This is a genomic window from Okeania sp. SIO2C9 (assembly GCF_010672455.1).
Classification (GTDB): Bacteria; Cyanobacteriota; Cyanobacteriia; order Cyanobacteriales; family Microcoleaceae; genus Okeania.
Map to the genome: position 1 here is coordinate 71,928 of NZ_JAAHGO010000006.1, position 16,860 is coordinate 88,787.

7 protein-coding genes are annotated in these 16,860 nt (G+C 41.8%); all 7 read right to left on the minus strand.

Going from position 1 to position 16,860, the window contains the following annotated elements; translation table 11 throughout:
- Positions 1-193: 193 nt before the first annotated feature.
- The 7 genes from F6K23_RS06285 to F6K23_RS06315 all read right to left on the minus strand — a co-directional run bounded on the left by F6K23_RS06285 (position 194) and on the right by F6K23_RS06315 (position 16,386).
- Entirely contained in the window at positions 194-805 is a 612-nt protein-coding gene (locus tag F6K23_RS06285; protein WP_293152144.1) for a hypothetical protein, read from the minus strand.
- A 105-nt stretch (positions 806-910) separates the two neighbouring features.
- The gene (locus F6K23_RS06290; protein ID WP_293152147.1) at positions 911-1,246 is read right to left on the minus strand and encodes a XisI protein; all 336 of its coding nucleotides are present in this window, start codon (positions 1,244-1,246) and stop codon (positions 911-913) included.
- Entirely contained in the window at positions 1,216-1,650 is a 435-nt protein-coding gene (locus tag F6K23_RS06295; protein WP_293152150.1) for an element excision factor XisH family protein, read from the minus strand. Before F6K23_RS06295 ends, F6K23_RS06290 begins: the two co-directional genes overlap by 31 nt.
- A 95-nt stretch (positions 1,651-1,745) precedes the next feature.
- The gene (locus tag F6K23_RS06300) at positions 1,746-2,141 is read right to left on the minus strand and encodes a HEPN domain-containing protein (RefSeq protein WP_293152153.1); all 396 of its coding nucleotides are present in this window, start codon (positions 2,139-2,141) and stop codon (positions 1,746-1,748) included.
- Complete coding sequence (locus tag F6K23_RS06305; protein WP_293152156.1) at positions 2,138-2,698, minus strand: nucleotidyltransferase domain-containing protein; 561 nt, start codon at positions 2,696-2,698, stop codon at positions 2,138-2,140. The genes F6K23_RS06300 and F6K23_RS06305 overlap by 4 nt, the downstream gene beginning before the upstream one ends.
- Positions 2,699-2,886: 188 nt before the next feature.
- Positions 2,887-3,969 (minus strand): RNA-guided endonuclease TnpB family protein, encoded by a 1,083-nt coding sequence (locus F6K23_RS06310; RefSeq protein ID WP_293152159.1) that lies wholly within the window; start codon positions 3,967-3,969, stop codon positions 2,887-2,889.
- Between the two features lie 381 nt (positions 3,970-4,350).
- Positions 4,351-16,386: a S8 family serine peptidase gene (locus tag F6K23_RS06315; RefSeq protein ID WP_293152162.1), complete on the minus strand. Its 12,036-nt coding sequence runs from the start codon at positions 16,384-16,386 to the stop codon at positions 4,351-4,353.
- Positions 16,387-16,860 lie beyond the last annotated feature (474 nt).

Genomic DNA, 16,860 nt, shown 5'->3' on the forward strand with positions numbered 1-16,860 from the left:
AGGCCAAAAGTTTTTTTTATAACTGATTATCCGAACATGATATAATTCCTTCTAAGGTTGAATGAGCGTACATTGGCAGTAACTTTTAATTCTCTCTCAATTTTTCAATTGCTTTTACTTCCTCCTCTAATCAATAGCTGATAGCTGAATGCTGATGGCTGTTAGCTCCGCATTCCGCAGGAAATGCTTACATTTATGTTGAATCTTCCATTTTAATAAAACTTTTCAGAATCCCGATAATCTGACCTAAATTTCCTAAAAAATATTCATTGATATCAATAGTAATAGTTTGACCTTCTAGCTCCATAAATTTCCAGAGACTACCCGTTGTAATAACTCCATAAATTTTTTTAACTTCATTTCCTTTTTGCTGATTAAATAACTGAGCAGCAATCATCTCTGCCATACATTGACCCAAACCTGTTTCTAGATTATCATTTTTTGCCTCCACTAAAGTAACAACTGGAGCTTCGATAATTAACTGTTCGGGGGATTTACTAATCATAAAGTCACAAAATCCATTTAAACCTCTCTGAGAATCGACAGTAAATTCTTTGCCAGAAAATAGACTGATTTGATTTGATAATTGTTTTTTTAGTTCAATTAGGATAGGCATAATTATCAGTTCAGAACGAGATTTTTCTGAATTAATTGACAGAGCTAATGGAATATTATAATCCAGAGTTTCTGATAAAAATTTGCTGTATTGTGATTCTGGAAGTTTAGCAAATATGCCGTTTTTTTCTGAGAGTAAAATGCCAAATTCTGATTTTATTTGTTCGATTGTAAATTGGCTGTAAGACATTGATAAATTAGTAAAAATTGACTCTTTAAGTAGCGATTGCTTAGTCTTTGTTTTTTTGTGGTTGGTTGTTTTTTGGGAATAGGGGAGGGGCGATATATCTTCAAATTAACTAACTGCAAATTCGGTTAATTCCCGTGTTTCTGGATGATAAAATCCTAAAACAATTTTTTCTTTTGGCACTCCTGCTGCTAATAATTCTCCTGCTATACCATCTTCAGTTCCGTCGCGATGAATCCAAATTTTATCGCCTTTGATTTCCAGATGAAGTATGCAACCATGAACCATTTTATGACCCTCTACTCCCAGAATCATTAATAGATAATGGTTCTGTTCTCGGTCAAAAACCGTTTTTCTTTCTACTTCGCTATAGGAATAGCGCAATTGACCATAGTCGCCGATTATTTTCTCGATTATTTGTTGATATTTACGGATGGTATCCATTCAATAATTACCTCCTCTGATTTATTGAAAACTAATAAATTTAAGCGTTGGTTTGCTAGCATTAATTCACCAATGGGTTCGCTGAATATCCCCTCATAAGGTTTTACATCTACTGCTAAGTAGAGAATTCTTTCTGGCTCTATTTTCTTGAGTACGTCATGGTAAACGATATATTGACCGACCGCATTTTCTAGATCGTTCATTGGGGAACGGCTTGTAAAACTTTTCAGTTCTACTGCTATTTTTACCTCTTCTTTTTCTGCTGCCAGAAGTAAAGAAGCACCCAAATCGACATACATATCCCTAGACCCCCACTTCATAATGTAAGGGTCGTCGGTTATGTTCCAGTTATCTTTGACCAGGGCGTTAATTAAGTTGGCATGGTAAGCGTCTCTAGCTGGCATGAGGGAATACTGAGAGTGGTTTTTGAATATTTTACCAGGGTGGGTATTAGTTATGCAAATTTCTGTTTGGGTTTTGAGTTTTTGGGAGCGATCGCTTATGGAGATGGAGGAGGAAGAGAGTCAATATTTGCTAAGGCAAAGTTAAGCATTTCTTCAGCACGATCTATTGTTTGTGATGAGTCTGTTTGTGTGATTTGTGCATTTACATCATAATCTGCTTTTAATCGAATGTTTTGAGCGTCAATTAGATAACGATGAAATTCTATAGGCACCCGCTTCGGTCTGGCAAAATTTTGACCAAAACTAGCAATAACTGCAGAGTGGCGAGAATAAGATAACTTTTCTCCTTCTAAAAATGCGGTTGCAATGTAAAACATCCCATAGTAACCACGAGAAGTAGCAGAATCAAAAAATCCTTGGTCTTTTAAAACTCGTGCTGCTTGCAACGTTTGGTCAGCTTTTTCCAGTAGTTTTTGCTGCTTGGGAGTCATACCGGGATTCCCTCTTGCCGAATATTGCGAAATAAACCGCCATCATATTCTTGATACTTTTGAAGTGTCGCAAATACACTGTTAATAACGACAGTATGTTCTAAGCAGATATCAGCAATCAAATAACTAATACGATCGCTTTCAGTGGAGTAGTCGAAGGGATTTTTGAGAACGATAAGAAGGTCTATATCTGAGTCTGGTCTGGCATCACCTCTTGCTTGGGAGCCAAAGAGAATAAGTCTATCCAATTGTTCGCCGTAAATATTTTCCAATCCCAAACGAGTTTTGGCAATTATTTCTTTTAGTTGAGGGTGGCACTCTAGTTTTCCTACTGTTCGACGAATTTCCTCCCAGTCTGCTGCAGTCATTGGTTCGGCAGGTCCTGATTCTATGCCTTCTATTAACATGGTTTCCAGTCGTTCTTTAGCTTGGCGTTCTCGCTCTTGCCGGACTAAGTTGCTAAAATACTCGCTGGCGTTACTATAACCGCCGAGTCGTATTTGTTCTTCTATATAGACTCGCTCAGAGTCTGGTAGAGTAATGATTATGCTTTCCATTAGCTGACTCCAGTTGAGAAGTTGTCAATATTTTATACCAAATTTGAGGATTGTGTCAAGGTTGTGGGTGGGGCAATGTAGCTACCCAAAGAGAACTATTCGCTGCTCCATAAAACCGATACAAACCGTCACATAGCGTAACAATTTGATGTTTACTTCCTGCTTCAACTGAGGCCGTCGGCGGTTACTCATCCACAAGCATTCACGACCGAGCCGACCGCATTTCTTAAATTAATACTGGCGTTTAAATCTCTATCTATAGATATGCCACAATCTGGGCAGTCATAAGTTCTCAGGTTCAATGGCATATCTTGAACGTGACCACAGTTTGAGCAAGTCTTTGACGATGGGAAAAACCTATCAACTACTACTAACTCCGAACCGTACCATTGGCACTTATATTCTAGCTGTCGCCTGAACTCATAAAATCCTTGGTCTGCTATAGACTTTGCTAGCTTATGATTGCGCAACATTCCCCTGACATTCAAATCTTCAATTGACACAATGCCGTGGTTTTTGGCTAAGTATGTTGTCAATTTATGAAGTGCGTCTTTGCGGATGTTAGCTACTTTTCTATGCAACCTGGCTATCTTCAGTTGTGCTTTTTTCCAATTAGCAGAGCCAATCTTTTTATGACGATGTAGATATTGCAGTCGAGATAATTTAGCTTCAAATCTCCGATACGATTTCACGCTCTCAAATATTTTCCCATCACTCAAAGTAGCTAATGTTTTTACTCCTAAATCTACTCCTATAACATCAGTTTTTTTGGGTGTAGTTGTTGCATTAAATTCATAGCTACAGCTAAGATACCAATCACCTGCAAGTCTACTAATGGTGATTTTTTTGGTTGTCGCCTCAATGGGTTCATAAGTCTTAACAATACCGATAAAAGGTAATTTATGATTCCATCCATTTAATTCTATTGGTTTTCCACAATTATCTATTGTGAATGAATCATGTTTACCCTTCTTTTTAAACTTTGGGTGTTTTCCTAATCCTTTAAAGAACCTTTTGAATGCTTCACCTAAATTTATGAAAGCATATTGGTAAACTTTAGATGACAAGTTTTTCATCCAAGGGTATAAAGGCTTTGTATGGTTGGTAAAAACCTCTCTTAGCTTACGGGCATTGGGCTTGTAACCATTTTTATAAGCAACATTCCACAAGCTTAAACCCCAGTTGTAACACCACCTACTGTAGCCTGCGTGTTGAGCCATCAGAGTTTTCTGCTTGTTATTAAGTTTGAGCTTGGTTCTAATGGATTTCATTTACTTGTGAACAAACTTAGTCTAATAGTATGCTTTATAACTTATTATATCGTTATTCTTTGATTAAGTCAATGCTCTAATTGTTGGCTGTAATTTTTTTCCAATTCCTGGCGAGTTTGGGCGATTATTTCTTTGAGTTGAGGGTTGGTGGTTGGAGTTGGGAATTTTTGCATATATTTGAGAATTGGCTGTTGTTTTTGATTGGTATTTTAGTATGGGTTAGTTAAGGGGGAGGGGGCGATCGCTCTTTTTTTTTGAAAGAGGCGATTTGGAAGAGGCTTTTTCCTAAATTTTACCCTGGTTTCCCCCTTCCCAATCTGCTAGCTCATACTGCATTCATTAGCTATTTTACCATTACTTTATCTGACAGATAGTAGGTTATCACTTAGAGGATTTTGCATCATCGGCATTCTTTTTTGGAAATAATTTTTTGTTAAGTGCATCTGCAGTAACCCCACCTAATTCGGAACCAGCAACGCCAGCAGCTATTCCTACAAGTGGATTAACTGTCCCCAAACCAGCACCAACACCTGCTACTACTCCGAAGACTGTTTGAAGCGATCCTTTAATTAAAGCTCTATAAGCTTGAGGTCTATCTTTATTCCAATTTTGTGCAACTTCTACACCTGTAGGAATAAATCCAATGAGAATTCCAGCAGGTCCTAGTGCTTTGGAAGCTCGAACCAATCTTGTACTAGCAGGATTTTTTAAGATGACAAACCCTTTGTTACCTGTTTGAGTAGCTTTGTAGGAAACTTTTTCCGCAAGCTTTACTGGAAGTTGATCTATTTGATTTAATTGTTTTACTCCTGGTAAATTATTAATTTTCTTTGGGAAACTAACGTTAGGTGCAACCTCATCCACAGCATTAATTATATTGCGACCATGTTGCACTGCTTCTGTACCATATTTAGTATATTCAAGGGTTGGATTTTTCGCCTTGTCAGGTTGTGTTGGCAGAGATGTTGTTTTTGTAGATTTCTCTTGATTAAGGTTACTATTACTGTCATTAATTTTGCTAGTATAGCCTTGTTGATTTGTGCTGCCATAATTATCATTAATTTCGCTACTATTGTTACTAGGAATGAAAATTTCTTGATTGATTTGTAAGTTAAATTGTTCTCCATCTTTGAATGGAACATAATCTTCTTGACCATCAGAAGTAGTAACTCTTTTATGAAGTTCTTGCCAACGATTACCATCACCAAGGCTTTTTTCTGCAATCCCCCAGAGTGTTTCTCCTTCCTCCCGAATTTCATACTCTAAAAATTGTGTAATCCCTAACTGTAAAGTAACTTCTGGATTACCCTCATCTAGACTACTTGAAGTCGTTACTCCTCCAATTCCTACGTCAGTTACAATATTAGGCTTTTCAGCAAAAGGATTATCGTCATAATTTTTAGCTATATATATGCTTTGCTCTTCTAACAGTTGTTCTTGTTGGTGATTTTTGAAATATTCTTCTATTTCTTCTATATCTTCAAGAGATAAGCTAATAAACAAAGTTTGTTCTTCGGATAAGAAGTGAGCAGCATTTTCGTGCAGTTCTCCCAAATCGGAATTTTCAGTGGTTTCATTTTCTGAACTCTGAGATTCTTGGGCATCTGAATTTTCATCCTTATCAGAATCATCTTCATTCTTTTGAACACAAACACACTCATCCTTACCCGTAATCTTATCCACAAACCCACTAATATCATCGCCCAAAATATTCAACAAACTTTCAACCCCAGACAAAGCACCTTCTAAAGTACCGCCCATAGCTGCACCAGTAACAGCTAAAGCAGAGTTACCCACTTTGCTCAAAGAGTCGAAAGCTTTAGACACGGTATCGCCAAAGAAACCACCGAAATTCTTCCCAAGGGTAGTAATGACATTGAAAACATTACTAATCGCACTAAACCAGTCCCCACTCTCAATAGCTTTCACGCCCTTATAAATCATTACTGGGACTTTTTGCAAGCTATTAACAACCTGATACATCGCTTGTTGCAATGGCGTAGTCAACTTATTAACTACATTACTCAAACCCGTGCTGACAAAACCAGCAACGCTGCCCAGAACTTGTAACGCACCCAATATACTCTCGCCAGACATCACAGAACGCGCTCCGGCAAACACGCCTCCTACCGCAGCTTGTATGCCTTGTACTGTCTGCATTGCTGTCTGACTAATTAAACCAGCACTGCCCAAACCACCAGTTAGACCGCTGACTGCTGCCATGACTACGTTGAAAATACCTCCCAACCAATCGCCATTCATCACTGCTTGGATACCGCTAATAACACCACTAACGGCAACCAAACCATAACCAAGAGGTGCTAGAGGAGTGAAACTGAGGATAGTACCGATGAGACTGGTAACAATGGAAACCATACCCAACATCTGATTCCAGAAGAATTTCTTCCTAGCCTTCCGTTCCTGAATCCGCTGGTCAATAATCTGCTCCAACATCTCCCGCGACTGCTTGGCTAAATCTTGGGAAATATCCACCGCCTGCTCTGCATAGGCAACCTTACTCAAAGTCTCAAGATACAGAGGATTAATAATGTCCCGTTCCTCAGATAAAACTTGCGATCGCTCCAGTTCCTCTACCAACTCCTGCGACGCACTTTGTAAATCCTGTTGCGCTTTGGCCAATAATTGAGTATCCCACTGTTCCTCTGACTCCAGTTGGGCAATTTCAGTCTGATAATGTTGAATCTGCCCCACTAACCCGGCAGTAGTTTTCAGCAAATTCTCCTGAATATTCTCTGCTTCCTTCCCTTGCAACGCTAGATGAATATCCCCTTGAGCATCAGCCAACAAAGCTTTCACATCATCAGGTAAATCAGGCTGTTGCTGCTCTAAATTCTGCAACTGCCCCAACAACGATGCCATCTGAGACTGCAACTGAGCCGAGTCACTACCACCAGCTACCTCATTCAAACCAACATCAACCCGCACCTGATTTACCGCTTGTCGTAAATCTTCCTCTGCTTGCAACTGTTCCAACTGTTCCAACTTTGCCCGCGCCTCTAAACGTTGACGTTCAATTTCGATTTGTTCCCGTTCGATGCGCCGTGCCACTTCCTCTTCAATTTCTGACTGCCGTTGGGCTGCAATTTGTTGTTCTAACTGAGCTTGAGCCAGGTTCAGTTGTTCTAAACTCACTAACTGCACGAAAGTTTGTTCTGTTTGTTGGCGGATACGACTAATACCATCTAACCGCGCTTGAGCAACTGCTACTTCCTGTTCTTTGGCTTCCCGCTGCTCTTGGGTTTTGGCAATCTTATTGTTAATATCCTGGAGTATCTGAGCAGCGGTTTCCTGTTGTCGGCTTAAAGCATCCATCTGTCCTTGAGCGGTATCTTTTATCCGCCGGAAATGATTGGCTTGAGCTTGCGCCCGGTGCTGCAACTGCCGATGGGTTAACATTTCCCGGTAGTAACGGTCTGCTAAAGCGCGGTCTTCCGGTCGCGCGATACCCCCCGCACAACTACCCCCTGTATCGCTGGCAATATCACTGTAATCGCGATAATAGATTTCGGCAGCACTAGCAACGTCGTTGTGAGTGGCAACTTCTAATAAATGTTTTGCCTCCTGGTTGCCCGCAGCAGTCACTTCTTGCAACCGTTGCAATATTTGGAACTCTAAGTCGTTGACTTGCTGCTGTTTCTGGGCTGCTTCTAAGGTGTAGTTGGCATTTAGTTCCGTTGCTTCTAACAAATCCTTGAGTATCTGCTGATGTTCCTTAGCAGCTTTTAAATGTTCGTCATTTTGTGCCAATAAGTCGTTTTGCACTTCCTGTAAAGGAGCCGTTAATGCCTGACTGCTGGCTTCTGCTTGTTCTGCCAACCGTTGGGCTTCGGCTAGGGCAGCGCGGGCATCTGCTAGCTGTTCCCGCAGTTGCTCTAAGTCGCTGTCGGGGGTTGTCAGGTAAGCATCTAATAACCCCTGTTCTGCTAGAATAACTTCGTTTTCTGCGGTCAGCAGGGTGCGTTTTTGACTAAAGGCAGTTTGCTGTTGTTGCAAGACGGTAGCTTTATTGTCTAGGAGTGCCAGAGCATCCTGGAGTTGTGCTTGTTTAGTCTGTAACTCCGTTAACTCGTTGCCCGTTGCCACAGCGATTTTTTCTGCCAATGCCTCCCCATCAGCTATCAACTGTTGACGCAAATTATCTACTTGCTCCGTTTCTACATCCAAAGCCACAGTTTGTTGTTCCACCCATTTTTCCGTATCTGCTAGTTGGTTTTGCAACTCCTGGGATTGTTTGTTGAGGTCGCCACGACGTTCTAATATGTCTTCAACAGTATTGAGATATTCTGTCGCATTTTCGTCATGCTCTTCCCACTCCGCTAATACTTTAGCATTGTAGTCGTCCGCTTCCTTCTGAGCTTCTGCCAGTTTTTGTTCAATTTCAGGCAAGAGGTCTTCCAGCAGTTGTAACTGTTCCTGAGCTGCGGGGATTTGTTCGCGGGCAGTTTCCAATACTTCCACCAGGTTGCGACTGGCAGTAATTGGTGCTTCGGCAGCGTTGGTGGCATTCTGTGCGTCTGCCCACTGTTCTGCTAGGGGTTGCAAGCGGTCTTGTTGTTGGGATTGGCTGTCGGTGACCACTAATTTACTGAATGCTTGTTGGCGGAGTTGTTGAGCGTATTTGGTGTAGGTATCCCAGATTATCCAATGGTGATCGACGTGGGTGACGAGTACCCAATGTTCTTTTTTCTTACCACGCCAATTGCGTTTCCAGGTTTGGCGCCATTCTTGCCAGGTTGGACCGTTTTTGCGACTGCGTAGCCAGTGGTAGGCGCCTTGTTTTTCGTACCAGGCAGCTTGGGATAGGGCAGCAGATGCTTGTGCATCGTTTTGGACTTCTTCTGCTTTTAAGGTTGCTATTCGGGAATCGTATTTGTTGCTTTCTTCTTGGGTTTCGGCTTGCAAGACCTTAATGGCACTACCGTTGTTAGTAACTTGACTTAAAAATGCCTCGCGGTAGGCATTTGCAGTCGGTAGCTGGTTTGCAGCATCGCGTCTTTTGGCTGCTGCATTAGCTGCTGCTTGCTCCCTGTCGCGGTTAATTTTTGCCAGTGGGTTAGGAAGTCTTCCTGCCTTACGGCCCCACTTTACATAGTGCTCCCAACCGCTGTCAAGCCATCCGAGCGATACATGAAGGCGAACATCAGGATTATTATGTAAGTATGTTTGTTCGTTAAACTGATAAATCTGACCGTTCCAGTAGTTAGCATTCTGTTGATGTTGATGGCGTTGTGCTTCGTTTTGTCTGGCTACACCGAGATCGTGTTGTAATTTAGCATTATATTGCTGCGGATACCTTGCCAACTGTTGAGACTCAGCACCATAACGTTCTGCAATAGGCGCAATTTCCGACCACAACTTAGCATCCTGCTCTATCCACTGTTTCAACTTCTCAATCTCTTGCTTCAGGGTAGTTTCCCCTGCTGCTAATTCATCGCGACGAGGCGCAACCACACCCAAGGTAGTAATGGCATCTCGCAAATCTGCCAAATTTCGGTCGCGTTCCCCATCCACATCTGCCAAATTATCCTCTATATACTCAATCAAATCATCAACTGACTCAGACAGATTTTGCTGACTTTCCCCAATTTCCTTAGTTTGCTGATGACCTTCTTGCAATTGACTCACCCATTGAGTTGCACTTGCCGTCAAATCTGCCCGTACTCGATCGTTCAGTTCAGCATAAGCTAACACCGTATCCTCACTAACCGCCTTTTCTGCTGCCGTCTCAGTTTCCAATTGACGGTTAAGCGCCTCTAACCGCTCATCATTACTATTGAGTTGTTCCCGAATTTCCAATTTCTGCTGTTGTCGCAGATTTTCTAGAGATGCTGTAGCTGCTGTCAGGCGATCGCTCAATTCCGTCACTATTTCCTGATTCTCCTGTTGACGTTCCAATAGATGATTCTGTTGGCCAATAGTTTTTGTAATCAAATCGGTTAAGGCTTGACGACTAACTTCATCTGTGGTATTATCTAACTCCTGTTGCCAGTCTCCTATCAAATTTCCTAGAGTATCAGCTTGGGAACCCAAGTCATTACTGCGGTCTTGCAACTGTTGAATAAATTCATTAACCTTTGGCTCCACCTGAGTCGCGAAGAAATCCACATCAGATTCCGTACCCAAAACCCCAAAGCTAATCAGATGATTCAAAGCTGCTGCTTGCTCTTTAGTGGTTTGAGCTAATTCTACCGATGCAGTTTCTGTTTGCCCAACAGCATTTTGGAAATCTGCTAATTTGGCGTTTTCTGCTTGTTGCATAGGTTCTATAGCAGTAACAAGAGGGGGGATTTGACTTTCGATTTCTGCTGCCTTGGCAGTTAAGTTAGTCACCTCTGGAGTAACTTTTGCCAACTCCTGCTCCTTACTAGCCACATTTGCCGTTTGAGTAGCGATCGCCTGGTTCAACTGGTAAATTTTCTTATGAGTTTCCTGTCTCTTATACCAATTCTCGTGGCGCTCCTGTGCCAACCGGGACGATTTCTGCAAGTTAGCGCGATATGCTGCTGCGTGGCCGTGGTGATATACAAACTGACCACCATTATAATACCACATCCGCTCCCGATGGTATTGCGCTTGGTTGTAGTAAGAAGCTTCAGCACTGTACAGGGATGGGTCTTGATCATTTAAACTTTGCAATTGCAAGTGCTGGTTGCGGAGTTGCACTTTAGTCAACTGTAAATCTTTTTTGGCAGTTTGTACCTCTGTTATGAGTTGCGCTTGTTGTTGTTGAGCAGTGGTAAGTTGAGTTTGAGTATCTGCTAGCTGAGATTGCAAGGATAGCAGTTGTTTTCGTTCGTCTTCCCCTGCTTTGCGAGTTGCTAAAAAGTCTTCAGTAGCAGCGATTTGATTATCTAAAGCATTTTGCCAGTTATCTTGTTGATTTTGATATTCAGTTTCCAGAGCATCTGCTTGGTTAATTAAGTCGAGGCGGTTTTCTAGGCGATCGACTTCAGCATTAACGTGGCGGGTGTATTTCTCTGTTAGTCTAATTTCCTCATATTTGTCTGAGATTTCTGCCTCTTTATCCGCAATACGTTGGTCTATTTCTGCTAAAGTATCCTGGAGATAGATTTTCTCTGAGCTTTCTTTCAGAAGTTGAGCGTCTAGGTCTTCTACTTTTTCCTCATTGGTGGCAATATCCGACTCAATGTTGCCGATATTTTGCTCAATTTGTCCTAGTTCAGATTGGAGATTTTGTAAATTTTGTTGTTGGTTGCTTAACTGAGTTTGCAGGTTTTGTTTCTCTGTTTCTAAGTTGTGCTTTTCCTCTTGCAGTCCCGCAATATCTTCTTGTTTGGCCTCTATTTGCGGTTGCAAGTTAGTGGCGAATTGTTGTGCTTGTTGGGCAGCCAAGTCACGCTGTTGAGTGGCACTGCTGGCTGCAGCGATGTGAGCATCCCGGTTAGCGTGCGCTTGGGGATTATATATCCAACCATAGACTGCTTCTTTCTTGCCAGACTTATCCTGGCGATAGCCAGTCACACCCCAAGTATGAATTTGACCGTTCCAATAATTCGCACTATTTTGATGAGACTGTCGCTGTTGCTCGAAATTATTAGTAACGGCGTTTGCTTGGTTTATTTGGTTGTGATAACCTTGCAACACCGACTGCTCTTGGTTAATTTCTACCTGTTTGGCGGTTATTTTATCTTCAGTAGTGGCAATGTCGGTTTGGGTTTGGGCGATCGCCCCCTCTTGTCCCACAATTTCTGTTTCTTTATCGGACTTAGCTTGCTTAGTGGCAGCCAAATCATTTTCGAGGGAATTAATCGTATCTTTGGTTTGACTAATTGCCGTTTTTGTGTTACTTAGTTGGGTCTCTTTGAGAGCGATCGCTTCCTCCAAAGTAGCGTTAGGTTGAATATTTTCGATATCTTTGAAAATTTGCTGCTGGCTTTCAATGGCAGCGATGGCTGCCTGAGTTTCATTGATACTTGGTTGCAAACTCCCCTGTAGCTGTTGCGCTTGTAGAGTAGCTGCATTCCGTTGTTGGGCATAATTATTAGCTGCTCCTTGTGCAGCATTGCGTTCAACCAAAGCTTGAGGATTGGCCAAACGTCCTTCGTAGCGTCCATATCGCCAATAATGATACCAAGCACTGGGCATCCCTCCATGACGCACCGCATGAGCAATATCCGGGTTATGTGCTAGATAGCTTGCTTCATTAAATACATTAATTTGACTGTTCCACCAATTCGCATAACCTTGATGCTGTTGTCGCAGTCGCTCAAAATTACTCGCCACAGCATGAGCATTGCTAATCTGCTGGCGATAGCCATTTATAATTTCTTGTTGCTCGTTAATATCCTCTTGGAAAGCTTGAATTTGAGTCGGCATCAACTTCTCAGCTTCAACATCCGCTTTTGCCAAACCTAAATCCAGATATTCGCCCTGAAGTCGCTGCAAAGTCTCATCCGCAGCAGTTTGTTGAGTTTGGGCAGCCGTCAAACGCTCTTCCAAGTCGTCAAACCCATTCAACAAATTATTATTGCGATTTTCTACCCCACGCAAAAAGTCAATATATTCCTGTAATGGTAACGTATTAGTTTCTGGCAAATTCTGTTGTCGTTTTGCCAACTCATCAATCAAATTACCAATAGCCAAACGTTGGGGAGAGTCAGGAGCAGAAAGATTTAGTTGTTCCTCTTGCACCTTTGCATAAGCCAACTGTTGCTCTATCTGCTCTAGATAATTTTTGGTCTGTGTGATAAAAGACGATCCCCCTAAATCCCCCTTACCAAGGGGGACTTCAAGAGATGATCCTTCACCACCAGCGGGGACTTCAAGAGAAGATTCCTCACCTCCGGTCCCCCCCTTCTCAAGGGGGGTTAGGGGGGATCGAATCTCAACCAGCAACTCCTGAGCCCTAACTTTCTCAGCCTCCAACTGTTGAATTTGTTTTTGCACTGCTGCCCGACGTTCCTGATATGGCAGTAAATAACCATAAGTTTCTAGGAAATTTTGCAAGTCTGTTTGAGTTTGACTGCGCTGATTTTGATTTTCCTCTACTTCCTCTTGAGCTTTCTTCAACCGTTCCTCAGTAGCATCGGCTTTTTGCTGCTGTTCTGGCAATTCCTCAGTTTCCAATTTTTGCAGTTCATCTGTGGTTTGATTAATCTTCAAATCTAGAGTTTCTAACTGTTGCTGTTGGACTGGAGTTTGCAATGCTAGTAAATCCTTCTCAGCTTGCAACTGCTGTTGTTTGGCATTAATTTCATATTCGATGCCCCGCTTCAGTTCTGGCCAATCTCCCACTCGTTGGGTTAAAGCTGTGGCCTGTTGGTTTAACGCATCTACCTCAGCTTGCGCCTGTCGTGCCCACTGTTCAAAAATGCGACGTTCTCCTTCAGCATTGTTAGCTTGTTGTTGGGCTTGGTTGCGAGGGGTGACGTGTTCTGGATAGTGACGCCACTGATATCGTCCAGAAATATTTTTTTCCCGCCTCCGATACATACTATTATGCCAATTAGCTGTATCCTGACTTTGCTTGCGTCGTTTTTCTGCTAAAGCTGCTTGCTGCCAATATTGTTCTGCCTGTTGTCTCTTTGCTGCTATTTGTGTTTGCAAGACTGCCAGGATTTGATGTGCGTCATCGAGGTCGCCAGTAAGAGTGGATAGTTTCTGGCTATTAGCTTCCAGCAACTTCTCATAATTTCTCAAAGCCTGAGTTTGTTGCCCCATTTGAACGATGAACTGTTCTAGTTGGCCGTGATTAACTTGGAACACATCACCTTGCCAGCTAACATGAGTAGCATTACGCGCTGCTTGGTTTGCTAAGTTTATATGATGGTTATATACAGGCGTATTTCGTTTTATAGGATACCTTTTCCCGCAGGAATTTCCCATTATCCAAGCGTTATTGGCAATATTAGTATGATGTTGCTGTTGTTGGCGATACTGGTTAGCTTGGGCATAATAACTATCTGCTTGTGCCTTCAAAGCAGCAGACTGCTGACGATAATCTGTAATCTTCCCTTCCAACTCAGCAATTTCAGCCTGCACCGTATCAGTCTGAGCAACTAAAGTATCCGGGTCCACAAGCTGATATTGCAACTTCTGACTAGCATCCTCTAATTCTTGTTCCGTCCGAGCGATCGCCTCCTCCAACACCCGTAACTGTTCCGCATTAGTAACAACCAACTCATCCCGTTCCCCAGTCAAAGCTACTAACCCATCCTGCAACTGCTGCTGACGACCTGCCAACTCCTGCAACCGCGCCAACTCAATCTGATAATGCTCCCTTGCCAAACCCAAAGCTGCCACCGACTCTTGATTTTTCACCAAACTTATCGCAGCAGCAGTATCAACATCCCGATAACTATCCAACACCTCCGACTTCCGAGAAGCAATCTCATTCTGTAACTCCTCCAAAGTCATATCAGCATTACCCAAATCTCTCAAAACCTGCCATTGCTCCAACAACTGATTCTGAGTATCCGTCAAATCCTGAATTGCAGCTTCAGTTTCCGGCGACGCAGCACGAACATCAACATTTACCCTACCCGCACCAGTAAATGCTGAAATATCCACATCCCCAAATCTAACCACCGCCTCCGGTGCCACCAAACCAGCCATCAACACCGCCTCAGTCACATCCAACAAACCAGCACCAGTCTCAGCATCCCAACCTTCCGGGCCAAAATCTTTAGCAGTCAGAGTCAACAACTCCTTCACTTGCTGATAACTCAAATCTGGATTAGCCGCCCAAACTAGAGACGCTGCTCCAGTCACATAAGAAGTTGCCCTGGAAGTACCCACAAAAGCATCCGGGTCATTTTCATACTGTCCTCCAGGAGCAACCAAAGTCAAAGTATCGCCCCGACTCGAATAGTCAGCAACCTCCTCCAACTTATTCACCGCTCCCACTGTAATAATATTGTCAAACTTTTCGGCAGCTTTCCCTAAAGCTGACATTTCTCCACCAGTATTACCAGAAGCAGCTACCAACAATACATTATTATCCCGTGCATATTGAATTGCTAATTGTTCCGCTTCAGTTAAGTCATAACGAGTTGTCACCCTTCCTTCGGAGTCCGCTTGACTCAAATCAAAACTGAGGTTGGCAATACCCCGGTCTTTTCCAGCAGCTTTCAAATTATCCACATACTGCACCAACTGTTCTGCCCAATTTCCATCATTAATAGATAAGCGTTCATATTCAGCATTGGGGTTCACCGACTCAAACACTTCCGTCACATTTTCCCCATGTCCATCCGCAAAATCTAAAAATGCCACAGAAGTTTGAGGCGCATCGGGTAAAAGGATAGAAGCAGCTTCCGTAGCATTAATTAAATAGTTATCCCAAATCCGAAAATCCTCCGAAACCAAAGCTGACTCCACCGAAGTCGGCAAACCTAAAGCTGCCCCTAACTCCTCACTTGCCAATAGTTTTTCCAAAGTAGCAACTGCTTCAGGAGACACTCCTGCTTTTGTCAGAGTTTCTGGTTGTTGGATAGCGTTGAAAAGATTATCAAAGTTGGATTCTAATTCAGTCGCTAATGTTTCCAAAGCTGTTTGTGCTTCTGGGTTATCCAAACTAGCTAATAAGTCATCGGGGTTAGCATCAATAGCTTTTTGTAACTCAGTTAAACCAGAATTAATAGTTGCCACAGACTCTGGTGGAACATAATTATTGAAAACCTTAAAAGTATGAGCTGCCACACCTCCAGCATTAGTAGTCGCCCGAATTGTAATTTGACTTTCCCCTGTTTTGGGTAGTGCTGCTATAGATAGTTGGTTATTTTCTAAATTGATATTCAGAAGTTCGTTGTTGTTGTTTATGACTTCATATTTCAGTTGTTCCCCATCTGGAGTAGCGAATACATCAGAAATATCTATGGTTTGAGAGGATATTTCTGGTGTCAGAGTAATGTCTGAAATAGCATTAACTAGAGTAGGTGGTTGAGGAGGAGTGATAACTGGGTCTTGACTACCACTACCGGGATTATTTCTAGGGGGGTCTACTGGTACTGTTACTGGAGGGGGTAAGGTATCTACTGCTCCACCAACATCTGGTATTTCTACACTCGGTTGCCCTGGGTTTATCAGCGCCTCCAATGTCGGCCAAGTAGACAAATCTTGATCATCAAAACTATTAACTTCACTGGGGTTTTCTTGAAAGTATTGGTCGATTTTTTCCCAATAATCTCGGACTAAAATTTCTGTGTCTATATCTGCAATATCTGGAGGAGCGTTAGTTCCTAAAATAGTAGTAATTAATTCTTGTTCTGTGAATAATCCAAAGATGGGATGATTAACTAGGGAGTCATCTATTGGTATGGGGCAATAAGCACCAGGACTAATAATTTCTTCTAAAATAAAGGTATTACTTCTAGTTTTTTTGGAAGATTTTTTAGGTTGTTTTTGTTTAGTCTTTTTATTCCAGAAAAATACCATAAATTGCACCTCTGATTATTGGTTTTTTTTTAAATAGTTTTTTCTAAATTATTTTTCCTCCTGTAGGGGCGAATGGCTATTCGCCCACGAATTTACAAACAAGAAACCGGGTTTATTACCTTGATTATTGTTTTTCAGGAAATTTCCTCTATCAACCTGGTTTCTGCGTAATTCCTACAGGTATTAATCTAATTTTTTTATTTTTGAGGAATTAATCCTCAGTATAAGTAGGAAAAATTGTTTTGGCTATCGCCAATATGAAAATTATTAATTGTTTAATAACAGTTAATTCCAGATAACCAATACTTCCGCTATAATTCCTTAATTTAATAATTATAAATTATAAATTCTACATTATTTTTAATTATTCAATAACAGTTAATTATAGATAACTAATACCTCAGTAAATGTACAGATAAATTGGCAATTTTAACCAGATAAATAAGGTCTTAAATTTGTTCATCCCTGGATTTA